The 26,535-nt window shown below is 72.8% G+C and carries 29 protein-coding genes; 19 read left to right on the plus strand and 10 right to left on the minus strand.

What is annotated here, in order from left to right; genetic code table 11:
* Window positions 1–55: 55 nt before the first annotated feature.
* Window positions 56–709 carry a peptide-methionine (S)-S-oxide reductase MsrA gene (gene msrA, locus K1X13_RS10545; protein ID WP_221025026.1) on the minus strand — a complete coding sequence of 218 codons (654 nt, stop codon included), beginning with the start codon at window positions 707–709 and terminating at the stop codon, window positions 56–58.
* Window positions 710–841: 132 nt separating this feature from the next.
* Here msrA and K1X13_RS10550 point away from each other — a divergent pair, with 132 nt between their 5' ends.
* The 9 genes from K1X13_RS10550 (at window position 842) to K1X13_RS19695 (ending at window position 11,779) form a co-directional block, all read left to right on the plus strand.
* Window positions 842–2,014, plus strand: a complete 1,173-nt coding sequence (locus K1X13_RS10550; RefSeq protein ID WP_221025027.1) for a cystathionine gamma-synthase — start codon at window positions 842–844, stop codon at window positions 2,012–2,014.
* 160 nt (window positions 2,015–2,174) lie between these two features.
* Entirely contained in the window at window positions 2,175–3,545 is a 1,371-nt protein-coding gene (locus K1X13_RS10555; RefSeq protein ID WP_221025028.1) for a glutamate mutase L, read from the plus strand.
* 23 nt (window positions 3,546–3,568) lie between these two features.
* Window positions 3,569–4,849, plus strand: coding sequence for an AI-2E family transporter (locus tag K1X13_RS10560; protein ID WP_221025029.1), 1,281 nt, complete (start codon window positions 3,569–3,571; stop codon window positions 4,847–4,849).
* Between the two features lie 132 nt (window positions 4,850–4,981).
* On the plus strand, window positions 4,982–5,854 hold the full coding sequence (locus K1X13_RS19690; RefSeq protein ID WP_221025030.1) for an FAD binding domain-containing protein: 873 nt from the start codon (window positions 4,982–4,984) through the stop codon (window positions 5,852–5,854).
* A 2-nt stretch (window positions 5,855–5,856) separates the two neighbouring features.
* Window positions 5,857–6,360 (plus strand): (2Fe-2S)-binding protein, encoded by a 504-nt coding sequence (locus tag K1X13_RS10570; protein WP_221026011.1) that lies wholly within the window; start codon window positions 5,857–5,859, stop codon window positions 6,358–6,360.
* Window positions 6,357–8,759 (plus strand): aerobic carbon-monoxide dehydrogenase large subunit, encoded by a 2,403-nt coding sequence (locus K1X13_RS10575; protein ID WP_221025031.1) that lies wholly within the window; start codon window positions 6,357–6,359, stop codon window positions 8,757–8,759. Before K1X13_RS10570 ends, K1X13_RS10575 begins: the two co-directional genes overlap by 4 nt.
* A complete protein-coding gene (locus tag K1X13_RS10580; RefSeq protein WP_221025032.1) occupies window positions 8,756–9,676 on the plus strand; it encodes an XdhC family protein in 921 nt (306 codons plus the stop codon). The genes K1X13_RS10575 and K1X13_RS10580 overlap by 4 nt, the downstream gene beginning before the upstream one ends.
* The gene (locus K1X13_RS10585) at window positions 9,673–10,593 is read left to right on the plus strand and encodes an AAA family ATPase (RefSeq protein ID WP_308249502.1); all 921 of its coding nucleotides are present in this window, start codon (window positions 9,673–9,675) and stop codon (window positions 10,591–10,593) included. Before K1X13_RS10580 ends, K1X13_RS10585 begins: the two co-directional genes overlap by 4 nt.
* A complete protein-coding gene (locus K1X13_RS19695; protein WP_221025033.1) occupies window positions 10,586–11,779 on the plus strand; it encodes a vWA domain-containing protein in 1,194 nt (397 codons plus the stop codon). Before K1X13_RS10585 ends, K1X13_RS19695 begins: the two co-directional genes overlap by 8 nt.
* 3 nt (window positions 11,780–11,782) lie before the next feature.
* On the opposite strand, the gene K1X13_RS10595 is transcribed toward K1X13_RS19695, so the two are convergent.
* Both K1X13_RS10595 and K1X13_RS10600 read right to left on the minus strand, forming a co-directional pair.
* Window positions 11,783–13,354, minus strand: a complete 1,572-nt coding sequence (locus tag K1X13_RS10595; RefSeq protein ID WP_308249503.1) for an MDR family MFS transporter — start codon at window positions 13,352–13,354, stop codon at window positions 11,783–11,785.
* Entirely contained in the window at window positions 13,351–13,857 is a 507-nt protein-coding gene (locus K1X13_RS10600; protein ID WP_221025034.1) for a MarR family winged helix-turn-helix transcriptional regulator, read from the minus strand. Before K1X13_RS10600 ends, K1X13_RS10595 begins: the two co-directional genes overlap by 4 nt.
* Window positions 13,858–13,973: 116 nt before the next feature.
* Here K1X13_RS10600 and ilvA point away from each other — a divergent pair, with 116 nt between their 5' ends.
* On the plus strand, window positions 13,974–15,209 hold the full coding sequence (ilvA, locus tag K1X13_RS10605; protein WP_221025035.1) for a threonine ammonia-lyase: 1,236 nt from the start codon (window positions 13,974–13,976) through the stop codon (window positions 15,207–15,209).
* Between the two features lie 130 nt (window positions 15,210–15,339).
* Here the strand turns inward: ilvA and greA are convergent, their stop codons facing one another.
* Both greA and K1X13_RS10615 read right to left on the minus strand, forming a co-directional pair.
* A complete protein-coding gene (gene greA, locus K1X13_RS10610) occupies window positions 15,340–15,843 on the minus strand; it encodes a transcription elongation factor GreA (RefSeq protein WP_221025036.1) in 504 nt (167 codons plus the stop codon).
* Window positions 15,844–15,965: 122 nt separating this feature from the next.
* On the minus strand, window positions 15,966–16,370 hold the full coding sequence (locus K1X13_RS10615) for a DUF4307 domain-containing protein (RefSeq protein ID WP_221025037.1): 405 nt from the start codon (window positions 16,368–16,370) through the stop codon (window positions 15,966–15,968).
* A gap of 23 nt (window positions 16,371–16,393) precedes the next feature.
* Here K1X13_RS10615 and mca point away from each other — a divergent pair, with 23 nt between their 5' ends.
* Together mca and K1X13_RS10625 are read left to right on the plus strand one after the other, a co-directional pair.
* The gene (gene mca, locus K1X13_RS10620) at window positions 16,394–17,272 is read left to right on the plus strand and encodes a mycothiol conjugate amidase Mca (protein WP_221025038.1); all 879 of its coding nucleotides are present in this window, start codon (window positions 16,394–16,396) and stop codon (window positions 17,270–17,272) included.
* On the plus strand, window positions 17,269–17,526 hold the full coding sequence (locus tag K1X13_RS10625) for a hypothetical protein (protein ID WP_221025039.1): 258 nt from the start codon (window positions 17,269–17,271) through the stop codon (window positions 17,524–17,526). The genes mca and K1X13_RS10625 overlap by 4 nt, the downstream gene beginning before the upstream one ends.
* 23 nt (window positions 17,527–17,549) lie before the next feature.
* Here the strand turns inward: K1X13_RS10625 and K1X13_RS10630 are convergent, their stop codons facing one another.
* Genes K1X13_RS10630 through trxA form a run of 4 tightly spaced genes read right to left on the minus strand, consistent with a single transcriptional unit; the run spans window position 17,550 to window position 19,280 of the window.
* Entirely contained in the window at window positions 17,550–18,200 is a 651-nt protein-coding gene (locus tag K1X13_RS10630; RefSeq protein WP_221025040.1) for a class I SAM-dependent methyltransferase, read from the minus strand.
* Window positions 18,201–18,209: 9 nt separating this feature from the next.
* On the minus strand, window positions 18,210–18,473 hold the full coding sequence (locus tag K1X13_RS10635) for a metal-sensitive transcriptional regulator (protein WP_221025041.1): 264 nt from the start codon (window positions 18,471–18,473) through the stop codon (window positions 18,210–18,212).
* A gap of 19 nt (window positions 18,474–18,492) precedes the next feature.
* Entirely contained in the window at window positions 18,493–18,909 is a 417-nt protein-coding gene (locus K1X13_RS10640) for a DUF302 domain-containing protein (protein WP_221025042.1), read from the minus strand.
* The gene (gene trxA, locus K1X13_RS10645) at window positions 18,906–19,280 is read right to left on the minus strand and encodes a thioredoxin (RefSeq protein WP_221025043.1); all 375 of its coding nucleotides are present in this window, start codon (window positions 19,278–19,280) and stop codon (window positions 18,906–18,908) included. The genes K1X13_RS10640 and trxA overlap by 4 nt, the downstream gene beginning before the upstream one ends.
* 199 nt (window positions 19,281–19,479) lie before the next feature.
* Between trxA and K1X13_RS10650 the strand changes: the two genes are divergently transcribed.
* From K1X13_RS10650 to K1X13_RS19895, 5 genes are read left to right on the plus strand one after another with little or no spacing between them, the layout of a single operon-like run.
* Complete coding sequence (locus tag K1X13_RS10650; protein WP_221025044.1) at window positions 19,480–19,806, plus strand: rhodanese-like domain-containing protein; 327 nt, start codon at window positions 19,480–19,482, stop codon at window positions 19,804–19,806.
* A gap of 1 nt (window position 19,807) precedes the next feature.
* The gene (locus K1X13_RS10655; RefSeq protein ID WP_221025045.1) at window positions 19,808–21,193 is read left to right on the plus strand and encodes a rhodanese-like domain-containing protein; all 1,386 of its coding nucleotides are present in this window, start codon (window positions 19,808–19,810) and stop codon (window positions 21,191–21,193) included.
* Complete coding sequence (locus tag K1X13_RS10660) at window positions 21,193–21,555, plus strand: rhodanese-like domain-containing protein (protein WP_221025046.1); 363 nt, start codon at window positions 21,193–21,195, stop codon at window positions 21,553–21,555. The genes K1X13_RS10655 and K1X13_RS10660 overlap by 1 nt, the downstream gene beginning before the upstream one ends.
* Complete coding sequence (locus K1X13_RS10665; protein ID WP_225914939.1) at window positions 21,555–22,367, plus strand: sulfite exporter TauE/SafE family protein; 813 nt, start codon at window positions 21,555–21,557, stop codon at window positions 22,365–22,367. The genes K1X13_RS10660 and K1X13_RS10665 overlap by 1 nt, the downstream gene beginning before the upstream one ends.
* A 39-nt stretch (window positions 22,368–22,406) precedes the next feature.
* Complete coding sequence (locus tag K1X13_RS19895; RefSeq protein WP_504739196.1) at window positions 22,407–22,523, plus strand: DUF8730 family Cys-rich protein; 117 nt, start codon at window positions 22,407–22,409, stop codon at window positions 22,521–22,523.
* A 101-nt stretch (window positions 22,524–22,624) separates the two neighbouring features.
* On the opposite strand, the gene ppk2 is transcribed toward K1X13_RS19895, so the two are convergent.
* Window positions 22,625–23,461 carry a polyphosphate kinase 2 gene (gene ppk2, locus K1X13_RS10670; RefSeq protein ID WP_221025047.1) on the minus strand — a complete coding sequence of 279 codons (837 nt, stop codon included), beginning with the start codon at window positions 23,459–23,461 and terminating at the stop codon, window positions 22,625–22,627.
* A 294-nt stretch (window positions 23,462–23,755) separates the two neighbouring features.
* On the opposite strand from ppk2, the gene K1X13_RS10675 reads away from it, so the two are divergent.
* Together K1X13_RS10675 and K1X13_RS10680 are read left to right on the plus strand one after the other, a co-directional pair.
* Entirely contained in the window at window positions 23,756–24,220 is a 465-nt protein-coding gene (locus K1X13_RS10675; RefSeq protein ID WP_221025048.1) for a cysteine dioxygenase family protein, read from the plus strand.
* A gap of 219 nt (window positions 24,221–24,439) precedes the next feature.
* Window positions 24,440–26,464, plus strand: a complete 2,025-nt coding sequence (locus K1X13_RS10680; RefSeq protein WP_308249504.1) for a thioredoxin domain-containing protein — start codon at window positions 24,440–24,442, stop codon at window positions 26,462–26,464.
* Window positions 26,465–26,535 lie beyond the last annotated feature (71 nt).

The raw sequence follows: 26,535 nt of genomic DNA on the forward strand, positions 1-26,535 counted from the left end.
ACGAACGGCGGCAGCCGGATCCGACAGCGGGCAGCAGGTTTCTCCGACCCGGCGGTCAGACCCCGGCCGGGAACGGGACCCCGGTCGCCGAGTGGCAGCGGTAGCCGTTCGGGACCTTCACCAGGTACTGCTGGTGGTGGTCCTCGGCGTAGTAGTACGTCGGCGCCGGCTTGATCTCGGTGGTGATGGGGCCGTAGCCGCGCTGCGCGAGCACCGGCTCGTACGCCGTGGTCAGCTCGCGGGCCACCCGCTCCTGCTCGGGGCTGAAGGTGTAGATCGCCGAGCGGTACTGCGTGCCGACGTCGTTGCCCTGGCGCATGCCCTGGGTCGGGTCGTGGAACTCGTAGAACGCCTTGACGAGGTCGCCGTACGACACCGTGGCCGGGTCGAAGACCACGCGGACCGCCTCGGTGTGCCCGGTGCGGCCGCTGCAGACCTCCTCGTACGACGGGTTCGGCGTGGTGCCGCCGGCGTACCCGACGGAGGTGGACCACACGCCCGGCATCTGCCAGAAGACCTCCTCGGCGCCCCAGAAGCAGCCGAGCCCGAACAGCGCGACCTGGTGGCCGTCGGGGATGTTGCTCTCGTCGGTGACCAGCGGGGCGTCCAGCACGAGGTGCCGGGGCGCCAGCGCGAAGGGACGTTCGGGACGGCCGGGCAGGGCCTCGTCAGCGGTCGGGATCTCCTGCTTGTGACGGTTGAACAGCACCTGCGGCTCCTTCGCGACGGGACGTTCTCGAGTCTGTCACCCGCTCCAACGCCGCCGGCTCGCGGAACCTTCCCGGCGGTGCCGCCACGGGGCACGTCGCCCGGCCCGCCGTCGCGGTCTAGGCTCAGCCGGGTGAGCGAACAGACCCAGGCAGACACCGAGAAGGCGGCGGGCTTCGAGACCCGCGCGATCCACGCGGGCTACGATCCGGACCCGATGACCGGTGCGGTGATCCCGCCGATCTACGCGACCAGCACCTACAAGCAGGACGGCGTCGGCGGCATGCGCGGGGGCTACGAGTACTCCCGCTCCGCGAACCCGACCCGCACCGCGCTCGAGGGCTGCCTCGCCGCGCTGGAGCAGGGGGAACGCGCCTTCGCCTTCGCCAGCGGCCTCGCGGCCGAGGACACCCTGCTGCGGGCGCTGTGCAAGCCCGGCGACCACGTGGTCATCCCCGACGACGCGTACGGCGGCACCTACCGGCTGTTCGCGAAGGTGGAGCAGCCCTGGGGCCTCGAGTACACGCCCGCCCAGGTCGCTGACGTCGACGCCGTGCGGGCGGCGATCCAGCCCGGCCGGACCAGGATCGTGTGGGTCGAGACGCCGACCAACCCGCTGCTCAACGTCGCCGACATCGAGGCGATCGCCGCCGTCGCGCACGAGGCCGGTGCCCTGCTCGTGGTGGACAACACGTTCGCGTCGCCGTACCTCCAGCAGCCGCTGAGCCTCGGTGCCGACGTCGTCGTGCACTCGACCACGAAGTACTGCGGCGGGCACTCCGACGTGGTCGGCGGCGCGCTCGTCGTCAAGGACCTCGAGGTCGCGGAGAAGGTCGGCTTCCACCAGAACTCGATCGGCGCGGTCGCCGGGCCGTTCGACGCCTGGCTCGTGCTGCGCGGGCTCAAGACCCTCGGCATCCGGATGGACCGGCACTGCGACAACGCCGAGCGGGTCGTCGCGTTCCTGAAGGACCACCCGGCCGTGTCGCAGGTGATCTACCCCGGCCTCGAGGAGCACCCCGGCCACGAGGTCGCGAGCCGGCAGATGAAGCGGTACGGCGGCATCGTCTCCTTCCGCCTCCACGCCGGCGAGCAGAAGGCCCTTGACACCTGCGCCAGGGCCACGGTGTTCACCCTGGGCGAGTCCCTCGGCGGCGTCGAGTCGCTGATCGAGCACCCGGGCCGGATGACGCACGCCTCGGTGGCCGGGACCGACCTCGAGGTGCCCGCGGACCTGATCCGGCTCAGCGTCGGCATCGAGACGGTCGAGGACCTGATCGCCGACCTGGACCAGGCCCTGGCGTGACCGCGCGGGTGGCGGCGGCGTCGGTCGGCCGACCGGCTGCTCACCGGCGAGCGGCTTGCCTACCATCCGGCCTCGCTGCGCTCGGCCTCCCGCCAGGCCCGACCACGGCTGCGCCGCCCGCCGGCGCTCCGCCGGTCGACCCGCCGGCCGACGCGTCGCCGTGCTGATCGCCTGCGTCGACTTCGGGTCGACGTTCACGAAGGCGGCGCTGGTGGAGGTGCGGACCGGGGAGCTGGTCGCGACCGCGAGCCACCGGACGACGATCGACACCGACGTGCTCGACGGCTGGGACGCCTGTCTCGAGCAGCTGTGCGCGGTGGAGCCGAAGGCGCGGAGGGCGCGGGTGCTCGCCTGCTCGTCCGCGGGCGGGGGTCTGCGGATCGGCGTGGTGGGCAACGAGGAGCTGGTCACCGCGGAGGCGGGGCGCCGGGTCGCGCTGTCGAGCGGCGGCCGGGTGGTGCACGTCGCCAGTGGCGGACTCAGCCCGGCGTCGCTGGAGGAGCTCACCCGCAGCCGCCCCGACGTGGTCCTGCTGGTCGGCGGGACCGACGGCGGCAACGCCGAGGTGCTGCTGTCCTGTGCCCGGACCCTGGCCGAGGCGCCCTGGCCGGGCCCGGTCGTGGTGGCCGGGAACGTCGAGGCCCAGCCCGAGGTGGCCGCGCTGCTCGACGGGGCGGGGACGCCGTACGTGCTCGCGGCCAACGTGGTGCCGCAGATCGGGGTGCTCGCCCCGGACTCCGCACGCGCCGCGATCCGCGAGATGTTCCTGCGCCACGTGATCGGCGGCAAGCACCTGTCGCAGCGGGCCGACTTCACCGCGATGGTCCGCGGCGCCACCCCCGACGTGGTGCTCACCGCGGTCGAGCTGCTCGCGCACGGCCTCGACGAGGAGCACCCCGGCGCCGGTGACGTGGTGGTGGTCGACATCGGCGGCGCGACGACCGACGTGCACTCCGTGGTCGAGCTGGACCCCGAGGACGCCGGCCTCTCGCGGCAGGTGGTCGCCACCGTCCCGGTCACCCGCACCGTCGAGGGCGACCTCGGCATGCGCTGGAGCGCGGTGTCCACGGTCCAGGAGGGGCTGGCCGCGGACGTGCTCCCGGCCGAGCACGCGGACATGCTCGAGCGTGCCGCCGAGGTACGCCACGCCGACCCGTCGTACCTGCCGGACACCCCCGAGGAGACCGCCGTCGACGAGGCGCTCGCCGCCGCGGCCGTGGCGGTCGCGCTGCGGCGGCACGCCGGGCGGCAGCAGGTCGTGTTCGGACCGGACGGCCGGGTCGTCGAGCGATCGGGCAAGGACCTGCGCGAGGTGGACCTGCTCGTCGGCTCCGGAGGCGTGCTGCGCAACAACCCGGCCGAGGTCACCGACCGGCTGCTCGGCTCGGTGGTCGGGGAGGTGCCCGGGGGCTGGCAGCTGCCGGTCGCGCCCCGGGTCGTGGTGGACCGGGAGTACGTGCTCGCGCCGGCCGGACTGCTCGCCGAGCGACACCCCGAGGCGGCGTACCGGCTTCTCGCCCTGCTCCGCTAGGGCGGTCACATACGCTGTCGCCCATGGGAGTGGGGAAGCGCATGTCCGGTGGCATGGACAAGCTGCGCGAGGTCCGGCGGCGCCGTTCCGAGGACCGGTTCGCCGAGCGGTTCGCGACCCAGTTCGCGCAGCAGTGGTCGCAGGTGCGCGCCGAGCGGCAGCAGGAGGCGCAGGCCGAGCCGCGGATCGATGCCGGCCCCTCGAACTTCAGCCGGGCGCAGGTGCCGTGGGCCGTCGACCTGACCGCGGCCTGGGCCTGGCGCTTCCTGGTGATCGCGGCCGCGGGCTGGGTGCTGCTGTGGCTCGTGGACCGGTTCTCGGTGATCTTCCTGCCGCTGGTGGTCGCGATGCTGATCACCGCGCTCGCGAGCCCGCTGGTCGAGCTCGCGGTGCGCGCCGGCCTGCACCGCAAGCTGGTCTCCGGGCTGGTGGTCGTCGGCGGCCTGGCGGCGGTGGTGCTGGCCCTGACCTTCGTCGGGACCCAGGTCTCCAAGGGCGCCGAGGACCTCGCCAAGCAGGTGGTCACCGGTCTCGAGGAGATCCGCTGGTGGCTGAAGAACGGCCCGCTGCAGGCCAGCGACTCGCAGATCGACGGCTATATCAAGGCCGCCCAGGACCTGGTCACCAACTCCAACGACGAGATCGTCTCCCGCGTGACCGAGGTCGGTACGACGATCGGCCACATCATCGCGGGCATCTTCATCGTGCTCTTCGCCTCCTACTTCTTCCTCGCGGACGGGACCCGGATCTGGGCCTGGGTGGTCCGCCTGTTCCCGCGCGCGGCCCGGGTCCGCACCGACGCCTCCGGCCGGGTGGCCTGGCGCTCGCTGACCCAGTTCGTGAGGGCCACGGTGCTCGTCGCGTTCGTCGACGCGGTCGGCATCATGCTGGTCGCGATCGTGCTCAAGGTGCCCTTCGCGACGGCGATCGGCGTGCTCGTCTTCCTCGGCGCGTTCATCCCGATGATCGGCGCGACCCTGTCCGGCTCCGTCGCGGTGCTGGTCGCGCTGGTCGCGCAGGGGCCGATCGTCGCGCTGCTGATGCTGGCCGGCGTGATCGTGGTGCAGCAGATCGAGGCGCACGTGCTCCAGCCGTTCCTGCTCGGCCGGTTCGTGTCCGTGCACCCGCTCGGCGTCATCGTCGCGATCGGCATGGGCGTGCTCGTCGCCGGGATCGCCGGCGCCCTGGTCGCCGTACCGCTGGTGGCCGCGCTGAACGCGGTCGCGCAGTACCTGGCGAGCTACTCCGCGGTCGACGCGGAGCCCGCCCCCACCGAGGTGAGCGGACCCCCGGACACGGCGTGACGGCCAGGTCCGGCGAGGGGACGCCGGACGGTTGTCAGGGGTGGTGCCGCGGGGCACACTGGCAGGCACACGGCCTCGTCTCGGGTCCCGGGGGAACGACCCGGCACTGTGCCGCTCCGAGGGGAGTACCGCGTGCAGACACCCGCACCCGTCGACTACGCCAGGGCCACGAGCGTCGAGCACGCCCTCGAGCTGCTCGAGCGCCTCGGCCCCGAGTCCCGACTGATCGCGGGAGGACACAGCCTCCTGCCGATGATGCGGATCCGGCTCGCCCAGCCGGAGTGCGTCATCGACATCAACGACCTGACCGACCTCGACTACGTCAAGGTCGAGGGCGGCGAGCTGTGCATCGGCGCGATGACCCGTCACGCCGGGGTGCTCGACTCTCCCGTGGTCGGGGAGCACTACACGATCTTCCACGACGCCGAGCGGCTGATCGCCGACCCGCCGGTGCGCAACCGGGGCACGGTGGGCGGCTCGTTCTGCCAGGCCGACCCGGCCGAGGACCTCGCGGCCGTCGGCTCCGCGCTCAAGGCGAGCGTCGTGCTCCGCTCCTCGCAGGGCACCCGCACCGTGCCGGCCCGGGAGTTCCACGCCGGCCCCTACGAGACCGTGCTCGGCGACGCGGAGATGCTCACCGAGCTGCGGGTGCCGATCCGGCCCGGGGCGACCAGCGCCTACACCAAGGTCAAGCGCAAGTCGGGGGACTGGGCGACCGCCGCGGCCGGGGCGTACGTCGTCCTCCGGGACGGCGTCGTCGCCGACGTGGGCATCGGCCTGACCGCGCTCGGCGCGCCCCACTTCTGCGCCGAGGAGGCCGAGGCCTACCTCGTCGGGAAGGAGCCGACCGAGGAGCACCTCGCGGAGACGGGCCGGCTCGCGGCGCAGGCGTGCAACCCGCGCGCCGACCAGCGCGGCCCGGTCGAGTACAAGCTCCACCTCGCCGGCGAGCTCACGCAGCGCGTCCTGCGGCAGTCCGTGGCCCGTGCGGAAGGAAGGGCGTGACCATGCATGTGACGATGACCGTCAACGGCAACGAGGTGACCGCGGACGTCGAGCCGCGGCTCCTCCTCGTGCACTTCGTCCGCGACCACCTCGGGCTGACCGGCACGCACTGGGGCTGCGACACCTCCCAGTGCGGGACGTGCGTGCTGTGGCTCGACGGCCGGCCGGTGAAGAGCTGCACGGTCCTGGCGGTGATGGCCGACGGGCACGAGGTGCGCACGGTCGAGGGGCTCGAGGTCGACGGCAGGCTCGACCCCGTGCAGCAGGGGTTCATGGAGGAGCACGGCCTCCAGTGCGGCTTCTGCACGCCGGGGATGATGATGACCGCGCGGTGGTTGCTCGACCACCAGCCGGACCCCGACGAGGCCACGATCCGCGAGGCGATCTCCGGCCAGCTGTGCCGGTGCACCGGCTACGAGAACATCGTGCGCGCGGTGCGGTGGGCAGCCCGGCACCCCGGGGAGCCGACCACGGCGCAGGACGCCTCCCAGGAGGTCCAGGCATGACCAGCACCCAGCACACCGCCCCGTCCACCACCAGCCCGGCGGGCAACCCGATCGGCTTCGGCCGGATGCTCCGCAAGGAGGACGCCCGCTTCCTGCGTGGCCAGGGGCACTACCTCGACGACCTCGTCGTCCCCGGCATGCTGCACGCCGCGATCCTGCGCAGCCCCGTCGCGCACGCCCGGATCGTGTCGATCGACACCAGCCAGGCGGAGGCGCACCCGAAGGTGCGGGCGGTCATCACCGGGGCCACCCTCGAGTCGCTCAACCTCGCCTGGATGCCGACGCTGAGCGCCGACGTGCAGGCCGTCCTCGCCACCGACAAGGTGCGCTTCCAGGGCCAGGAGGTGGCGATGGTCGTCGCCGAGGACAAGTACTCCGCCCGGGACGCGCTCGAGCTGATCGACGTCGAGTACGACGACCTGCCGCCCGTCGTGGACGCCCGCAAGGCGCTCGACCCGGACGCGCCGGTGATCCGCGACGACGTCGAGGGGCGCACCGACAACCACATCTTCGACTGGGAGGCCGGCGACAAGGCGCGCGCGGACGAGGTGTTCGCCGCCGCCGACGTGGTGGTCACCCAGGAGATGCTCTACCCGCGCGTGCACCCGGCGCCGATGGAGACCTGCGGCACCATCGCCAGCATGGACCGGGTGACCGGCCGGCTCACGGTCTGGTCGACCAACCAGGCGCCGCACGCGCACCGCACGATCTACGCGCTGGTCGCCGGGATCCCCGAGCACAACATCCAGATCATCTCCCCGGACATCGGCGGCGGCTTCGGCAACAAGGTCGGCATCTACCCCGGCTACGTGCTCGCGGTGGTCGGCTCGATCCTCACCGGGAAGCCGGTCAAGTGGGTCGAGGACCGGGGCGAGAACCTGATGTCCACCTCGTTCGCCCGCGACTACCACATGAAGGGCGAGATCGCCGCGACCCGGGACGGCAGGATCCTCGGGGTCCGGGTCGACGTACTCGCCGACCACGGGGCCTTCAACGGCACCGCGCAGCCCACCAAGTTCCCGGCCGGCTTCTTCCACATCTTCACCGGCAGCTACGACCTCGAGGCCGCCTACTGCAAGGTGACCGGCGTCTACACCAACAAGGCGCCCGGCGGGGTGGCCTACGCCTGCTCGTTCCGGATCACCGAGGCCGTCTACCTCGTCGAGCGGATGGTCGACCTGCTCGCCGACGAGCTCGGAGCCGACCCCGCCGAGCTCCGGCTGAAGAACCTGCTCAGGCCCGAGCAGTTCCCCTACGTCAGCAAGACCGGCTGGGAGTACGACTCCGGCGACTACCCGCGGGCCCTGAAGAAGGCGATGGAGATCGCCGGGTACGACGAGCTGCGGCGCGAGCAGCGCGAGAAGCGGGAGCGCGGCGAGCTGATGGGGATCGGGATCAGCTTCTTCACCGAGGGCGTGGGCGCGGGACCCCGCAAGCACATGGACATCCTCGGCCTCGGGATGGCCGACGGCTGCGAGCTCCGGCTGCACCCGACCGGCAAGGCGCAGCTGCGGCTCTCCGTGCAGACCCAGGGCCAGGGCCACGAGACCACCTTCGCGCAGATCGTCTCCCACGAGCTCGGCATCCCGCCCGAGGACATCGACGTGATCCACGGCGACACCAGCAACACGCCGTTCGGGCTCGGCACCTACGGCTCGCGCTCGACCCCGGTGTCCGGCGCGGCTGCGGCGGTGGCCGCCCAGCGGGTCCGGGACAAGGCCCGGGTGATCACCGCGGCCGCGCTGGAGTGCAGCACCGACGACCTCGAGTGGGAGCAGGGCCGCTGGTACGTCAAGGGCGACCCGAGCCAGGGCAAGACGATCGCGGAGGTCTCGATGCTGGCGCACGGGACGCTCGAGCTGCCCGAGGGCGTCGAGGGCCACCTCGACGCGTCGGTGGTCTACGACCCGCCTAACCTGACCTACCCGTTCGGCGCCTACATCTGCGTGGTCGACGTCGACTCGGGCACCGGGCAGGTGACGGTGCGCCGGTTCATCGCGGTCGACGACTGCGGCCCGCGGGTCAACCCGATGATCGTCGAGGGGCAGGTCCACGGCGGCCTCGCCGACGGCGTGGGCATGGCGCTGATGCAGGTGATCGCGTTCGACGAGGACGGCAACTGCGTCGGCGGTTCCTTCATGGACTACCTCCTGCCGACCTCGATGGAGTGCCCGAGCTGGGAGACGGGGGAGACGGTGACCCCGTCGCCGCACCACCCCCTCGGACTGAAGGGGATCGGCGAGTCCGCCACCGTCGGCTCGCCGCCGGCGGTCGTGAACGCGGTGATCGACGCGCTCGAGCCGTACGGCGTGCGGCACGCGGACATGCCGCTGACCCCGGCCAACGTGTGGATGGCGATGCAGGGCCGGCCGATGCGCACGGATCTGGCGGTGCAGTGAGCAGACCCGACGTCGAGCGTCGCGCCGCCGACCTGCGGGCCGAGCGGGTGCCCTACGTGCACGCCACCGTGGTGCTCGCGGAGCGGCCCACGTCGGCCAAGCCCGGCGACGAGGCGATCGTGTTCGCCGACGGCACCATCGAGGGCTTCGTCGGAGGGACCTGCGCGGAGTCGACGGTGCGCGCGCAGGGCATCGCGCTGCTCGACTCCGGGGAGCCGCTGCTGCTGCGGATCAGCCCGACGCCGGAGCCGGAGCAGGAGGCGCCCCGCGCGGACCGGCTGACCGTGCACAACCCCTGCCTGTCGGGCGGGACGCTCGAGATCTTCCTGGAGCCGGTCGTGCCGGCACCGCTGCTGGTGGTGCACGGGGAGAGCCCGATCGCGGCCGCCCTCGCCTCCCTGGGCGAGCGGCTCGGCTACCAGGTGCGGGCGGGTGCCGGCGCGGACCCCGCCGAGGCGGCCGCCGTCGTCTGCGCCTCGCACGGCCGGGACGAGGAGGAGGCCCTCGAGAAGGCGCTGCGGAGCGGGGTGGCCTACGTGGGCCTGGTCGCCAGCCGCAAGCGCGGTGAGGCCGTGGTCGGTTCCCTCGACGTGGACGAGGTCGCGCGGGCACGGGTGCACACCCCGGCCGGGCTCGACATCGGCGCGCGCACCGCCGAGGAGGTGGCGCTGTCGATCCTGGCCGAGATCGTCGCGGAGCGCCGCCGTACCTCGGGCCGCCCGGTCGAGGGGCGCACCGCCGAGACGCCGGAGGCGGCCGAGCAGACCGGTACGGCGACCGACCCGGTGTGCGGGATGACGGTGGCGACCGTGGAGACGTCGCTGCACCTGGACCACGACGGCGTGCGGTACTGGTTCTGCGGGACCGGCTGCCTGCGGGCGTTCGCGGCCGACCCGGGCGGGTACCTCGCCTCGTGACCCGGCACCTTCCCGTGGGCGGTGGGGGGAGCGACCTCACGCGCCTGGTCCCGGACATCGCCACCCTCCGCGCGGGGCTGGAGAGCACCGGCTACCTGACCGACGAGGGGCTCGCGACCGCGCTGTTCTGCGCCGTCCGGCTGCCCCAGCCGATCCTGCTCGAGGGGGAGGCGGGGGTCGGCAAGACCCAGGCCGCCAAGTCGCTGGCCCGGATGCTGGGCACGCCGCTGGTCCGGCTCCAGTGCTACGACGGGATCGAGGCCGCGGAGGCGCTGTACGAGTGGAACTACCCCCGGCAGCTGCTGGCGATCCGGCTCGCGGAGGCCGAGGGGACGCACCTGCGCGAGTCCGACCTGTTCGGGCCGGACTACCTGGTGGAGCGGCCGCTGCTCCAGGCGGTGCGGCACCCGGGACCGCTGCCGGTGGTGCTCCTGATCGACGAGGTCGACCGGGCCGACGAGGAGTTCGAGGCGTTCCTGTTCGAGCTGCTCGCGGAGGGCGCGATCACGATCCCCGAGATCGGGACGGTCAAGGCCGCGGTGCCGCCGCTGGCGGTGCTCACCTCGAACCGCACGCGCGACCTGCACGACGCGCTGAAGCGTCGGTGCCTCTACCACTGGATCGACTACCCCGGGGTCGCGCGGGCCGCGGAGATCATCCGCCTGCACGTGCCGTCCGCAGCCGAGGAGCTCACCGTCGGGGTGGCCGGGGCCGTGCAGCGGCTGCGCAGCCTCGACCTGCAGAAGCCGCCCGGGGTCGCCGAGGCGATCGACTGGGTGGGGGCGCTGTCCCTGCTCGGGGTGTCCCGGCTCGACCCCGCCGTCCTGGGCGGCACGCTCGGGTCCGCCCTGAAGTACCGCGAGGACCTCGACGTGGCGGTGGACCGCGGCGTGGCCTGGGTGGCCGGCGGTGACTGAGCGGCTCGCCCCGGACCTGGCCGGCCTCGCGGCCGGGTTCGGCGCCCTGCTGCGGGAGGCCGGGGTGCCGGCCAGCCCGGAGCGGTCGGCCCGGTTCGCCGCCGCCGTGGGGATCGCCCGGCCCGGCGCCGTGCACGAGCTCTACTGGCTGGCACGCGTGACGCTGGTCGACCAGCATGACCAGCTCGATGCCTTCGACGTGGTGTTCCGGCAGGTCTTCGGTGGCCTGGCGGACGTCGCCGCGGACCGTGGGGACACCGCCGCGCCCACGCTCCCGCAGCGCCGCCGCGCGGGGCCCCGGGTCCGCCCGCGCGAGGGGGCGCCGGAGGGCGGGTCCGACGTACCGACCCCCACGTCCGCGGCCGGTGAGCCGCGGGAGGGGGAGGACGACGAGGCGCGGGTGCTGGTGACGGCGAGCGTCGAGGAGCGGCTGCGGCACAAGGACTTCGCCGAGTACACCGCCGAGGAGCTCGCCACCCTGCGCCGGCTGGTCGAGGAGCTCCGCGTGGTGGCCCCGCGGCGGCGGGCCCGGCGGACGGTGCGCGCGGCGAGCGGCCGCCGGCTGGACCTGCGCCGGACCCTGCGCCACTCGCACCGGACCGGCGGCGACCCGGTGCGCCGTGAGTACCGCCGGCGGCGCACGCAGCGCCGCCGGGTCGTGCTGATCGCCGACGTCTCGGGGTCGATGGAGGCGTACTCCCGGGTCTACCTGCAGCTGCTCCAGGGGGCGGTGCGCGGCGCGGGGGCCGAGGCGTTCGTGATGGCGACACGGCTGACCCGGCTCTCCCGGGCGCTGGCCACCGGGCACCCCGACGTGGCCCTGGCCCGGGCCACCGAGGCGGCCCCGGACTGGTCCGGCGGCACCCGGATCGGCGAGGCGCTGAAGACCTTCGTCGACGTCCACGGCCGCCGGGGCATGGCGCGCGGCGCGGTGGTGGTGATCGTCTCCGACGGCTGGGAGCGGGCCGACCCGGCGCTGCTCGGGGAGCAGATGGCCCGGCTGTCCCGGCTCGCCCACCGGGTGGTCTGGGTCAACCCGCGCTCGGCCGCCGAGCGCTACGAGCCGCTGGTCGGCGGCATGGCCGCCGCACTGCCGTACGTCGACGTACTCGTCTCCGGCCACTCGCTGCACGCGCTCGAGGACGTCCTCGCCGCGATCGGCACCGGGCCGACCGCGGCGAGGTAGCCGTCAGTGCGTGACGGCCGGCTCCGCGGGAGCGGGCGCGCCGTCGTCCGCGGGCGCCTGACGCGTGCCGAGCGGGACCTCCTTGAGGAAGAACGCGACGGCGAGCGCCACGGCCACCAGAGGTACGGCGGTGAGGAACATGTCCCGCAGCGCGTCGCTGAAGGCGCCCGTCACGAGCCCGTGCAGCGGCTCGGGCAGGGCCTGGATCGCCTGCACGTTGTTCGCGATGTCGTCCGTGCTCCCCGCCGGCGGTGTCTGCCCCGCGGGCAGCCCGGCCAGCGCGTCCGCCATGTGCACCGCGAGCCGGCTCGACAGGATCGCGCCGAACAGCGCGGTGCCGAACGAGCCGCCCATCTGGCGGAAGAACGCCACCGAGGAGGTGGCCACGCCCATGTCGGAGCGGTCCACGGAGTTCTGCACGACCACGATCAGCACCTGCATGGTGAGGCCGAGGCCCAGGCCCATGACGAACATCGCCAGCCCGGCGAACCAGTACGGCGTCGTGCTGTCGAGCGTCGCGAGCAGGAGCAGCGCCACGATCACCACGCTCGCGCCGAGGATCGGGTAGATCTTGTAGCGGCCGTTGCGGCTCATCAGCCGACCGGCGGTGATCGAGGTGGTGAAGATGCCGACCACCATCGGGATCATCGCGAGCCCCGACTCGGTGGGGCTCATCCCGTCGACGACCTGCAGGTAGACCGGGATGAAGATCATCGCCCCGAACATCGCGACGCCGATCAGGAAGCCGAACACGTTGGCGATGGTGAAGATCGAGTTGCCGAACAGCCGCATCGGGATGATCGGCTCGCTCGCCCGGGTCTCGACCAGCACGAACAGCGCGGTCAGCACGGCGCCGGCGACGAGCAGCCCGACCGCGGTCCCCGACGTCCAGCCGAGGTCCGGCCCGGCCCAGGCGGTGTAGAGCAGGAAGGAGGAGACCGCCGCGACCACGGTGGCCGCGCCGAGGTAGTCGATGGTGTGGTCCCGTCGCACGTGCGGGATCTTCAGGGCGGCGGAGGTGACGACCAGGGCGACGATGCCGATCGGCACGTTGATGAAGAAGATCCACTCCCAGCCGGGGCCGTCGGCGAACCAGCCGCCGAGGACCGGGCCGAGCACCGACGAGGTGCCGAACACGGCCGCGAAGTAGCCCTGGTACCGGCCGCGCTCCCGCGGCGGGATGATGTCGCCGATCGTGGCCATCGCGAGCGCCATCAGGCCACCGCCGCCGAGGCCCTGGACGGCGCGGAAGGCGATCAGCTGCTCGATGTTCTGGGAGAACCCGGCCAGCAGCGAGCCGACCACGAAGGTGAGGATCGCGATCTGGAACAGCAGCCGCCGCCCGTACAGGTCGGAGATCTTGCCCCACAGCGGGGTGGAGGCGGTGGCGGTGAGCAGGTACGCCGTGACCACCCAGGACAGCTTGTCGAGGCCGCCGAGCTCGCTGGTGATCCGGGGCAGCGCGGTGCCGACGATGCTCTGGTCCAGCGCGGACAGGAACATGCCGACCATCAGGCCGCCCATCACGACCAGGATCTGCCGGTGGCTCAGGTAGCCGTCTTTGTCGGGGGTCACGAGGTCTCCAAGGTGTTCACGGGGGTGGTGGGCGCCGGGGCTGTGCCGGGCGCGGGGGAGGTGCTGAGGTCGGCGTAGAGGCGGGCGAGGAGCACCCGCAGCTGCTCGCGCTCCGCGTCGTCCCAGCTCGCCAGCAGGCCCGACACGGTGGCGCGGCTGCGTGCGGCGCCCTCCTCGAGCAGCGTCCGGCCGAGGTCGGAGACGGCGACGCGGCTGGCGCGCCCGTCGTCGGGGTCGCCGGTGCGCTCGACGAGGCCGCGGTCCTCGAGCTGGCGGACCTGCCGGCTGACCGTGGAGGCGTCGAGCTCGATGTGGCAGGCCAGCGTCGAGAGCCGCAGCGGACCCTGGTGGAGCAGGGTCTTGAGCAGGATCAGGGCCGGCAGGTCGAGCTGGTCGCCGGGCTGGCGCTGCCGCAGCCGCCGGCCGAGACTCATCAGGGTGAGGATCACCGCCTCCTCGGCGGTGGCGGGCTCGGAGTACGGCGAGCCGGGGTCAGGTTGCATGCGCCAAGCATCCTTCAGATTGCATGTGTCACGCAAGTTGTTTCGGCCATCGCGGGTGTGATCTTGCCGACGTGCCCGCGGGAGCGCCGCGGACCCCCGGCACTAGGGTGTGCGCCATGAGCACCGACAGCGCCGCGAAGACGGGCGTCCCGCAGCCCACCCTCGCCGACATCGAGGAGGCCCGCGACGTCCTCCGGGGCGTGGCGATCGAGACCCCGATGGAGGAGTCCCGCTGGCTCTCGGCGATCGTCGGGGGCCCGGTGTTCCTCAAGTGCGAGAACCTCCAGCGCACCGGCTCGTTCAAGATCCGCGGCGCGTACCTGCGGATGTGCCGGCTGTCGGAGGAGGAGCGCGCCGGGGGCGTCGTCGCGGCGAGCGCCGGCAACCACGCCCAGGGCGTGGCACTGGCCGCGCAGCTGCTCGGGATCAAGGCCACCGTGTTCATGCCCGAGGGGGCGCCGATCCCCAAGGAGAAGGCCACCCGCGGGTACGGCGCGGACGTCCGCTTCCACGGCAGCAGCGTCGACGAGGCGCTCGTGCAGGCGAAGGCGTTCGCCGCGGACACCGGCGCCGTGCTGATCCACCCCTTCGACCACGTCGACATCGTCACGGGGCAGGGCACCTGCGGCCTCGAGATCCTCGAGCAGTGCCCGGACGTGAAGACCGTGCTGGTGCCGACCGGTGGCGGCGGGCTGGTCGCCGGGATCGCCACCGCGGTGAAGGCGATGCGGCCCGACGTGCGCATCGTCGGGATCCAGGCGGAGGGCGCGGCGGCCTACGTCCGCTCGCTCGCGGAGGGTCACCCGGTGCCGCTGAGGTCGATGTCGACGATGGCGGACGGGATCGCGGTCGGCTGCCCCGGAGAGGTGCCCTTCCACGCGATCCAGGAGTACGTCGACGAGATCGTCACCGTGAGCGAGGAGTCCCTCTCGCGCGCGCTGCTGATGCTGCTCGAGCGCGCCAAGCTGGTCGTGGAGCCCGCCGGCGCCGCCGCGGTGGCCGCGATGCTCGACCACCCGGACAGGTTCGAGACCCCCGCGGTCGCGGTGCTGTCCGGCGGCAACGTCGACCCGCTGCTGCTGATGCGCGTGATCCGGCACGGCATGGCCGCCGCCGGCCGCTACCTGTTCTTCCGGGTCCGGATCCCGGACCTGCCCGGCGGCCTCGCGAAGCTGCTCCAGGAGCTCGCCGACGTCGAGGCCAACGTGCTCGACGTGGTGCACGAGCGGACGGCACCCAACCTCAACCTCGACGAGGTGGAGGTGGCGATGCAGGTGGAGACCCGGAGCACCGCGCACGCCGACCGGGTGCTCGCCCGGCTCCGCGAGCGCGGCTACCGCGTCTCCGAGTAGGGCCCCGCGGGCCGGGTAAGTCGTCGGGGAGGTCCGGGCCGCCGTACGTCCCGGAACAGACAGGTCGCCCGTGCCGGCAGGACGCTGGGCGTCCGCCGACACGGGCGACCGTGTCTGGAGAGGTGAGGGGTCAGCCGGTGTACGGCACCGCCTCGACGATCTCGACCTTGAGCTCCTTGCCGTTCGGCGCCTCGTAGGTGACGGTGTCACCCTTCTTGAAGCCGATGATGGCCGCGCCGAGCGGCGACTGCGGGGAGAAGACCTCGAGGTCGTCGGTGGTGTCGGCCATCTCGCGCGCACCGAGCAGGAAGGTCTCGGTGTCGTCGTCGCCGACGAAGCGGGTGGTCACCTTCATCCCGGGCTCGACGACGCCGTCGTCGGCCGGGGTCTCGCCGACCTCGGCGCGGCGGAGCATGTCCTCGAGCTGGCGGATGCGGGCCTCGGTCTTGCCCTGCTCCTCGCGGGCGGCGTGGTAGCCGCCGTTCTCCTTGAGGTCGCCCTCGTCGCGGGCAGCGCTGATCCTCGCAACGACCTCGCTGCGCACGGGGCCGCGCAGGTGCTCGAGCTCCTCCTGGAGCTTGTCGAACGCCTCCTGGGTCAGCCAGATCACGTTCTGCTCGCTGGACTGCGTCACTTGTCGTGCTCCTACTGCTTGTTGGGAGACCCCGTGATGGTGCCACCGGGGTCGTTGAGGCAAGTAGATCAGTTTACCAAGCCGCCCCCGTGAAGGCCCAATCTCCGCGGGCCGGGCGGGGGTCAGCGGCGCTGGGCCTGTCCCTCGGCCACGCAGCCGAGGAGCTCGACGCTGGTGGCCTCGCGCTCGGTGCGGACCACCCGGGTCAGCGTGGCCGTCTCCGGGACGGACGGGCCCACGGGGAAGCTCAGCTCGCCCACGACCGAGTGGTCGGAGGCCGACGCGCGCAGCAGGCAGGACGCCTCCACGTCGGCGCTGCGGCGGACCACGGTCACCCGGGCCTCCGCCGCGTGCTGCCCGCGGACGTCGTACGTCACCAGCTCGGACTGCACGAGCGGGCGGCCGTGGTAGAGGATCACCCAGACCAGCCACCCCAGGAAGACCGCGGCGAGCACCGCGCTCGCGGCGACGAGGAGGGGTCGGCGTGACCGGCGTCCGGTTCCGTATCGGGTCGCGAGGTCGGTCACCACCCCATTCTAGGATTGACCGCATGTTGCGCCTCATGCACGTCCACGCCCACCCCGACGACGAGTCAAGCAAGGGTGCCGCCAGCACCGCGAAGTACGTCGCGGAGGGCGTCGACGTCCACGTGGTCACCTGCACCGGCGGGGAGCGCGGGTCGATCCTGAACCCGAAGATGGACCGCCCCGACGTGCTCGAGAACATCTCCGAGATCCGGCGCCAGGAGATGGAGGCGGCCCGCGAGATCCTCGGCGTGCGCCAGGACTGGCTCGGCTTCGTCGACTCCGGCTGGCCCGAGGGCGACCCCAAGCCGCCGCTGCCGGAGGGCTGCTTCGCGCTGGTCCCGGTCGAGGAGGCGGCCGAGCCGCTGGTGCGGCTGATCCGCGAGTTCCGTCCGCACGTGATGACCACGTACGACGAGAACGGCGGCTACCCGCACCCCGACCACATCATGTGCCACACGGTGAGCGTGGCGGCGTTCGAGGCCGCCGGCGACCCCACGATGTACCCCGACGCGGGCGAGCCGTGGCAGCCGCTGAAGCTCTACTACCACCACTCGTTCCACCGGGACCGCACGCAGGCGCTGCACGACGAGATGATCGTGCGCGGGCTGACCTCCCCCTACGAGGAGCGGCTCTCGGACTGGAAGCCCGACCCGGTGCACGCCGCCCGGATCACCACCCGGGTGCCGTGCGCGGAGTACTTCCCGGTGCGTGACCGGGCCCTGCTCGCGCACGCCACCCAGATCGACCCCGACGGTGCCTGGTTCGCCTGCCCGCTCGAGGTCCACCAGCACGCCTGGCCCACCGAGGACTACGAGCTCGCGCGCTCGCTGGTCGACGTGGAGACGCCGGAGACGGATCTCTTCGCCGGCGTCCGCGAGGCACTTGAGAGGATGGGGGTATGAGCACGCTGAGCACCACGCTGTGGGCCGTCGTCCTGCCCCTCGTCCAGCAGGGCCCGGACCCCGAGGACGTCAAGCCGGGCTGGCTCGGCTTCGGGGTCTTCCTCGCACTCGCCGCCGCGGTCGTGGTGCTGGCGTTCAGCTTCCGCAAGCAGCTGCGCAAGGCGAAGCAGCACTTCGAGGCCGAGGAGGCCGGCCCCGCCGAGGAGAACGACGAGGAGACCCGGCCGACCGAGAACGGCGACACCCCCCGCTGAGCGCCCCGAGCGCCCGGTGAGGGTCAGAGGGCGGGGGGCTTCCGCAGCCGGACCAGGCAGTCGTACGCGGTCCGGGCGGGCTCGCCCTCGTGCTCGTGGTTGGGGTCGGCCGCCGGTACGACGCTGCGGGTGACCCGCTCCGCGCGCTCGACCTCGAACCGCTCCCCGTCGAGGTCGCCGAGGACCTCCTCGGCGGTGAACAGCACCGTGGCGTCCTGCGGGCCTCCGGTGCCCTCGGTCAGGTTGCTGCTGTCGTGGGCGACGAGGAAGAACGTGCCGTCGTCGTCGAGCGCCGAGAACGCCCGTCGTACGGCGGTGCGCCGCTGCTCCGCGGGCAGCTGCAGGTAGGCGAGCACGACCAGGTCGAAACGACGCTCGCCCGGGTCGTACTCGAGCACGTCGGCGTGCACCCAGTCCACGTGCAGGTCGCGGCCGCGCTCGTGCCGTGCCTGGAGGGTGCGGGCCTTGTCGAGCCCGGCCATCGAGAAGTCGACGGCGGCGACGTCCCAGCCCTGCTCGGCGAGCCACAGCGCGTTGCGGCCCTCGCCGGTCGCGACGTCGAGGGCGCGGCCGGGCTTCAGGCCGGCCAGGTCCTCGGCGACGAACTGGTTCGGGGTCGCGGACCAGACCAGCTCGCTATCGGCGTACCGGCGGTCCCACTCGTGTGCGTCCATCGGGTCACCTCACGCCAGGGAGAGGAACAGCTTCTCCATCTTCTTGGTGTCCAGCGCGGCGGCGTCACCCTCCTGCACCATGCACTGCCGCAGGCCGGAGGCGACGATCGCGAAGCCGGCCCGGTCCAGCGCCCGGCTCACGGCGGCGAGCTGCGTGACGACGTCCTCGCACTCGCGCCCCTCCTCGAGCATCCGGATGACCCCGGTCAGCTGGCCCTGGGCGCGCTTGAGCCGGTTGACGACCGGTCCCATCTCCTCGGGGGGCAGTTCCATGGCTGTTCCTTCTTCCGTGTCAGGCGGTGAGCGCGGCGAGTGCCGCGCGGAGCCGGGTCGTCGCGTCGTCGGCGACGCCCTGGAGGTCGTCGTTGTGGGTCATCGCGACCATGGTCTGCGGGTCGACGGCCTCGACGACGGTGGTGTCGTCGTCGAGGGCGCGGACCACGACGTTGCAGGGCAGGAGCAACCCGATGGACGGCTCGGCCTGCAGGGCCGCGTGGGCGAGCGGGGGACGGCACGCGCCGAGGATCACCTGGGCGGGCACGTCGACGTCGAGCTTCGCCTTGAGCGTGGCCGCGATGTCGATCTCGGTGAGCACGCCGAAGCCCTGCTCGCCGAGCGCCGCCCGCACCGCCTCCACGGTCTCGCCGTAGGGGCGGGGGACGGTGGTGCCCAGGGCGTACGACGCGGTGCGCGCGACCGCCTCGCTCACTGGGCGCTCCCGTTCTCCTGGGCGGCGACGGCGGCGTGGACCTCGGCCATGTCGAGGTCCTTGACCGCGGTGATCACCTGGTCGAGGGCCTGCGGCGGCAGCGCGCCGGGCTGCGCGAAGACGAGCACGCCCTCGCGGAAGGCCATCAGCGTCGGGATCGAGGTGATGTTCGCCGCGCTCGCCAGCGCCTGCTCGGCCTCGGTGTCGACCTTGCCGAAGACGATGTCCGGGTTGGCCTCCGACGCCTTCTCGTAGGTGGGGGCGAACTGACGGCACGGGCCGCACCAGGACGCCCAGAAGTCCACGAACACGATGTCGTTGCTGGCGACGGTCTCTTCGAAGTCCGTCGCGCCGAGTTTGGTGGTGGCCATCTGCTGTGTCCCTCCAGTGGGGTTGATCGTATACCTGCAGGGGTATAACCCGAGCGCACTCCGGATCATTCCGCGCTCGTGGAAGCCGTGCCCCACCGCCGTGGCGGCATGCCCTCGGCGCCTCGGGAATGTTTCCGGATGATGCTAGCGTTAGGTCGGGTAATACCCCCTGGGGTATCTCTGACGAAAGGATGGATGCATGCGCGAGGTCACGCTCGACAGCTTCGAAGAGGCCCACGCCGGAGGTGCCGCCGTCATCGACGTGCGCGAGCCCGGCGAGTACGTCGCCGGACACGTCCCCGGTGCGCGCCCGGTGCCGATGGGCCAGCTGCCCAGCCGTCTGGGCGAGCTCGACAAGGACCAGCCCGTCTACGTCATCTGCGCCTCCGGAAACCGGAGTCTCGCGATGACCAGCCTGCTGGTGCAGGCTGGGTACGACGCATGGTCGGTCGCCGGCGGGACGGGCGGATGGGCACGTTCCGGACGCCCGGTCGTGGAGGGAACCCAGCCGGGAGGCGAGCGCTGACATGACCCACCACGAGCTCGAGATCCTCACGATCGAGACCCCGACGCTGGGCGACCGCAGCTACCTCGTGCACGACGGCGAGGTCGCCTTCGTGGTCGACCCCCAGCGTGACATCGACCGGGTGCTCGGCCTGGCCGAGTCCGCGGGCGTCCGGATCACCCACGTCTTCGAGACCCACATCCACAACGACTACGTCACCGGCGGGCTCGCGCTCGCCGAGCGCACCGGGGCCCGGTACCTCGTGAACGCCGAGGACGACGTCTCCTTCGACCGCACGCCGATCAGGGCCGGCGCCGAGCTGTCCGTCGGCGACGGGATGGTCGTCCGGGCCATCGCGACGCCCGGGCACACGTTCACGCACCTGTCCTACGCGCTCGCGCACGACGGCGAGCCGGTCGGCGTCTTCACCGGCGGGTCGCTGCTGTTCGGCGCCACCGGCCGTCCCGACCTGCTCGGGCCCGACCGCACCGACGAGCTCGTCCGGCTGCAGTACGCCTCGGCGCACCGCCTCGCCGACGAGCTCCCCGACTCGGCCGACGTCTTCCCGACCCACGGTTTCGGCAGCTTCTGCTCCGCGAGCCAGTCGGAAGCGACCGCGTCGACGATCGGGCAGGAACGGAAGAGCAACCCCGTCCTGACCGAGAGCGAGGAGGACTACGTCCGCGAGCTGCTCGCCGGGCTCGACGCCTTCCCGGCCTACTACGCGCACATGGGGCCGGCGAACGCCGCCGGGCCGACCGCGCCGGACCTGTCGCCGCCCCACCGCGCCGACGCCGGGGAGCTGCGCCGCCGGATCGAGGCCGGGGAGTGGGTCGTGGACCTGCGCAACCGGACCGCGTTCGCGGCCGGCCACGCCCCGGGCACCCTCAACTTCGGGATCGACGGGCAGTTCAGCACCTATCTCGGCTGGCTCATCGAGTGGGGCACGCCGCTGACCCTGCTCGGGGAGACCGAGGAGCAGGTCGCCGAGGCGCAGCGCGAGCTGGTCCGCATCGGTATCGACCGCCCGGAGGCGTCGGCGACCGGCTCCCCGCAGGACTGGAGCACCGAGCCGCTGGGCACCTTCCCGGTGGCGACGTTCGCGGAGCTGTCGAAGGTCCGCCACCACCGCCCGGTGGTGGTCCTCGACGTCCGCCGCAAGCAGGAGTTCGAGGAGGCCCGGATCGAGGGCGCGGTGAACATCCCGATCCACGAGCTGCCCCGCCGGGTGGCCGAGGTCCCCGAGGGCGAGGTCTGGGTGCACTGTGCCGGGGGCTACCGCGCGTCGGTCGCCGCCTCCTTCCTGGCCGCCGCACGACGGGAGCTCGTCGCGATCGACGACTCCTTCGACAACGCCGAGTCGGCCGGGCTGCACCTGGTCACCCACGAGACGAAGGGCGAGCGCTGATGGGACTGCTCGACAAGCTGTTCAAGAAGGCCTACCGCGACGTGACCCCGGCCGAGGCGCAGGCAGCCATGGAGCGTGGCGCCGTGCTGGTCGACGTACGCGAGCCGCACGAGTGGCAGAACGGGCACGCGCCCAAGGCTCGGCACATCCCGCTCGGCGAGCTGTCCGCCCGCGCCGGTGACCTGCCGCGCAACCGCGAGGTCATCCTCGTCTGCCGCTCGGGTGCACGTTCGGCGCGCGGCGCCGCGATGCTCGCCGGCGGACGCGGCGACGTCGCGAACGTCAAGGGAGGCATGAACGCCTGGGCCTCCGCTGGCCTGCCGGTGGTGGCCAAGGGTGGCCGCCCCGGGCGCGTCGCCTGATGCTGTTCGTCGCCGTCGTCGCCGGTGTGCTCATCGGGCTCAGCCTGGGCGCGCTCGGCGGCGGTGGGTCGATCATCGCCGTCCCGGTCCTGGTCTACCTGCTGGGACAGACCCCGGTCGCCGCGACGACGGGCTCCCTGCTCATCGTCGGGATCTCGTCGCTGACCGGCGCGTACGCCGCCTGGCGCCAGCAGAACGTGTACGTCGCCCGCGGGCTGGTCTTCGGCCTGGTCGGGGTCGCCGGCGCCGCGCTCGGCGCCACCTGGTCCGTGGCGGTCGACCCCGACGTGCTGCTGGCGGCGTTCGCCGGGCTGATGCTCGTGGTGGCGGGCGTGATGCTGGCCAAGCAGCTGCGCGGCCGCTCCGACCCGGACCGACCGGTGGCCCACGTCGACGACCCGATCATCACGGTCAGCCCGACCTTCGCGTGCAACTGCCCGCGGGCGCTGAAGGTGGTGGTGACCGCGCTCGTCGTGGGCGTGACCACCGGCTTCTTCGGGGTCGGCGGCGGGTTCCTCGTCGTCCCGGCGCTGGTGCTGGCGCTCAGCCTTCCGATGCCCATCGCGGTCGGCACCTCCCTTCTGGTGATCTCGGTCAACAGCGCCGCCGCGTTCGTCGTGCGGATCTCGCACGGCGTCGCCGTCGACTGGCTCGTGGTGGGCGCGCTCACCGTCGCGGCGGTCGCCGGGAGCCTCCTCGGCGCCCGGCTCGCGTCCCGCGTGCAGCCGCGGGCACTGAGCCTGGCGTTCAGCATCCTGCTGCTGGTCGTGGCGGGCTACACCGCCTGGCAGAGCCTGCCGGCCCTCATCTGATCCCCGACCGACCACCTCGAGACGAGAAAGGAGACGACCATGTGCTTCCCGGTGACCTGCCCCCGCTGCAAGAAGACCACGTGGGACGGCTGCGGCATGCACGTCGACGACGTCATGGCCACCGTGCCCGCGGACGCCCGCTGCACCTGCCACTGAGGCGTCCCCGTCCCGACGGCGGGCCTCGCGCAGAACCGGGGGCCCGAGCAGCACGTCTGCTCGGGCCCCCGGTGTGCTCTGCGGGCCCGGGCTCTCGTCGTCTACGCGGACGGCAGCGTCGCGCAGTGGTCCGGGACGTACGTCGCGTGCTCGCGCGGGGTGCGCACGTAGCCGGTCGACGGCGGCCGCGGCGGCAGCGTCAGCGACGGCGGGGGCACCTCGGTGTACGGGATCGTGGAGAGCAGGTGGGCCATCATGTTCAGCCGCGCCCGCTTCTTCGAGTCGCTCTCCACCACGTACCAGGGCGCCTCGGGGATGTCGGTGTGCACCATCATCTCGTCCTTGGCCCGGGAGTAGTCCTCCCAGCGGGTGATCGACTCGAGGTCGATCTCGGAGAGCTTCCACTGCCGCATCGGGTCCTTGAGCCGTGCCTTGAACCGGCGCTGCTGCTCCTGGTCGCTGACCGAGAACCAGTACTTGCGCAGCAGGACGCCGTCCTCCACGAGCAGCCGCTCGAAGAGCGGGCACTGGTGCAGGAAGCGGCGGTACTCCGCGAGGGTGCAGAAGCCCATCACCTTCTCGACCCCCGCCCGGTTGTACCAGGAGCGGTCGAACAGCACGATCTCCCCGGCGCTGGGCAGGTGCTCGATGTAGCGCTGGAAGTACCACTGGGTGCGCTCGCGCTCCGTGGGGGCAGGCAGCGCGGCGATCCGGGCGACGCGCGGGCTCAGGTACTGGGCGATCCGGGTGATCGTGCCGCCCTTGCCGGCCGCGTCGCGCCCCTCGAAGACCACGACCAGCCGCTGGCCCTCGGCCTTGACCCACTCCTGCATCTTGACCAGCTCGGCCTGCAGCCGGAACAGCTCGGCCTCGTAGACCGCAACGTCCAGAGGCGGCTCCTTGTGCGCGCCGCTCGCCGGCTCCGCCACGCTCCCCATTCTCCGAGGCTAGCGCCCGGTGGCCACCGGCGGACCGAACCGGGGGAAGGGGTGGCGCGGCGAGGGTCGCCGACGCGTCTCGTCCGGCCTGTCCGGCGGCGCGCCGCTCGACATGGGCGGGCAGATGGGTATTATCACTACTAAATCAATAAACTAAGGTTTCTTTGGAAGGGGTCGGTCGTGCTGGACGCCGGTCGAGAGGGACCTGAGGGGACGACAGCGTCGGAGCTCGCGGCACTGCGGCCGCCGATGGTGGACCTCGTCAGCCGGATTCGCGAGGTCGTCGGACGAGGGTTGTCCGACCAGCAGACCGCGGACGCGGTCGGTCGCGAGCTGAGGCCGGTGCTCGCCGTACCCGACCTGCTGGGAGCCGAGCAGCGGCGAGGCAGCGCCGACGGCTACACGCAGCACCTGCTCCACGTGGAGCCGGGAGGCTCCTTCTCGGTGGTCGCCCTGGTCTGGCTGCCCGGTCAGGCCACGGCCGTCCACGACCACGTGTCCTGGTGCACGGTGGGCGTGTACCAGGGCTGCGAGTCGGAGGTCAGGTACCGGATCACCGGCCCGCCCGGGCGTCAACGGGCCGTGGAGACCGGCAGCGGTGTCAGCCCGGCGGGGACCGTCTCGGCGCTCGCGCCTCCGGGCGACGTCCACCGGGTGCTCAACTGCGGTACGTCGACGGCGATCTCGCTGCACGTGTACGGCGCGGACGTCGGCGTCCTCGGCAGCAGCATCCGCCGCACTTATCAGGAGGCCGGCTGAAGGGGGCGCGTCCCGGGTCGCTGAACCGGCTGATGGTGCGGAGGTCGAGAGGGAGTCGCGCCACCCGTCGGCACCGGGCCGCAGGTGGCGCGGACGGCAGGCACGGGTGCTGCGGGGTTGTGTTGTAGTAGGTCGTGCCGGGAGAGCCGTACGGCCTGCTCGGCGCCCGGTTCGGGCATGCCCCTTCCCGGAGACCTGTGATGGGAGACGAGACTCGTGGTGAACCGGCTGGCGGACGCGACGTCGCCGTACCTGCTCCAGCACAAGGACAACCCGGTGCACTGGTGGGAGTGGGGTCCCGACGCGTTCGAGGAGGCGCGCCGGCGCGATGTCCCGGTGCTCCTCAGCGTCGGGTACGCCGCCTGCCACTGGTGTCATGTGATGGCCCACGAGTCCTTCGAGGACGCGGCCACGGCGGCGTTCATGAACGACCACTTCGTCAACGTCAAGGTCGACCGCGAGGAGCGGCCCGACGTCGACGCGGTCTACATGCAGGCGACCACGGCGATGACCGGCCAGGGCGGCTGGCCGATGACCGTGGTGCTGAACCCCGACGGGGAGCCGTTCTTCGCGGGCACCTACTTCCCCGACCGGCCGCGACACGGCCAGCCTGCCTTCACCCAGGTGCTGCAGGCGCTCGCCGACGCGTGGCGGGACCGTCGCGACGAGGTGTCCACAGTGGCCGCAGACGTGCGCGCACACCTGGCCGGGACGGCCGGCCTGACCGGCGAGGGCGACCTGGGCGAGGAGGTGCTGGCCGGCGCGGTGGACACCCTCTCCGGCGACTTCGACCGCAGGTCCGCGGGCTTCGGGGCCGCGCCCAAGTTCCCGCCCTCGATGACGCTGGAGTTCCTGTTGCGCCACCAGGCCCGGACGGGCTCCGTGCTCGCCGGGGAGATGGTCGACGCCACCTGCCACGCGATGGCCCGCGGCGGCATGTACGACCAGGTCGGCGGCGGCTTCGCCCGCTACAGCGTGGACCGCGACTGGGTGGTGCCGCACTTCGAGAAGATGCTGTACGACAACGCGCAGCTGCTCGGCCTCTACGCGCGCTGGTGGCGCCAGGGCGGCGACCCGCTGGGCGCCCGCGTCGCCCGGGAGACCGCGGACTTCCTGCTCGCCGAGCTGCGCACCCCCGAGGGCGGTCTCGCCTCCGCGCTCGACGCGGACAGCGAGGGCGTCGAGGGTCGGTTCTACGCCTGGACCCCCGACCAGCTGGTGGAGGTGCTCGGTCCCGACGACGGGGCCTGGGCCGCGGCGCTGCTCGACGTCACCCCGCGCGGCACGTTCGAGCACGGTACGTCGACCCTCCAGCTGCGCCAGGACCCCGACGACCCGGAGCGCTGGGCGTCGGTGCGCTCGCGCCTCGCGCAGGCACGGGCGGGACGGGTCCGGCCGGCCCGCGACGACAAGGTGGTCGCCGCGTGGAACGGCCTGGCCGTCGTCTCCCTCGCCGAGGCCGGTCGGCTGCTCGACGAGCCGCGGTACGTCGACGCCGCCGTGGAGACCGCCGAGCTCCTGCTCGACGTCCACCTGCACGACGGCCGGTTGCGGCGGGTCTCCCGCGACGGGGTGGCCGGCCGTCACGCCGGGGTGCTCGAGGACTACGCCTGCGTCGCGCACGGGTTCCTCGCCCTCGTCTCGGCCACGGGGGACGGGCGCTGGCTCCGGCACGCCGGTGTCCTGCTCGACGCGGCGCTGGACAGGTTCCCCGCCGGGGACGGCGGCTTCCACGACACCGCGGAGGACGCCGAGACCCTCGTGGCGCGGCCCCGGGACCCCAGCGACAACGCCAGCCCGTCCGGGCAGTCCGCGCTGGTGCACGCCCTGCTCGGCTACGCGGCCCTGACCGGGTCCGGCCGGCACCGGGAGGCGGCGGAGGGGGCGCTGCGGACCGTGAGGGCCCTCGCCGAGCGGGTGCCCCGGTTCGCGGGCTGGTCGCTGGCCGCCGCCGAGGCCGCCCTGGCGGGGCCGCTCGAGGTCGCGGTCGTGGGCCGCGCGGACGACCCGTTGCGGGACGAGCTGGAGGCGGCGGCGCGGCGGGCGGTCTCGCCCGGGGCGGTGGTCGTCGTCGGTCCTCCGGCCTCTGCGGCCGGGGAGGGCGCCGGCGGCGCGGACGCCGTACCGCTGCTGGAGCACCGCGACCTGCTGGACGGCCACGCGGCGGCGTACGTGTGCCGGGGCATGGTCTGCGACCGGCCGGTGGGGACCGTGGAGGAGCTGCGGGAGCTGCTGGCGCGCTAGCCCGGACGTGCGAAGGGGAAGGCCATCGGCCTTCCCCTTCGAGAACGGTGTTCGGTCTGTGGGCTCACGGC

The sequence above is a fragment of the Nocardioides jiangsuensis genome, from assembly GCF_019679455.1.
In the GTDB taxonomy this organism is placed as follows: Bacteria; Actinomycetota; Actinomycetes; order Propionibacteriales; family Nocardioidaceae; genus Nocardioides_C; species Nocardioides_C jiangsuensis.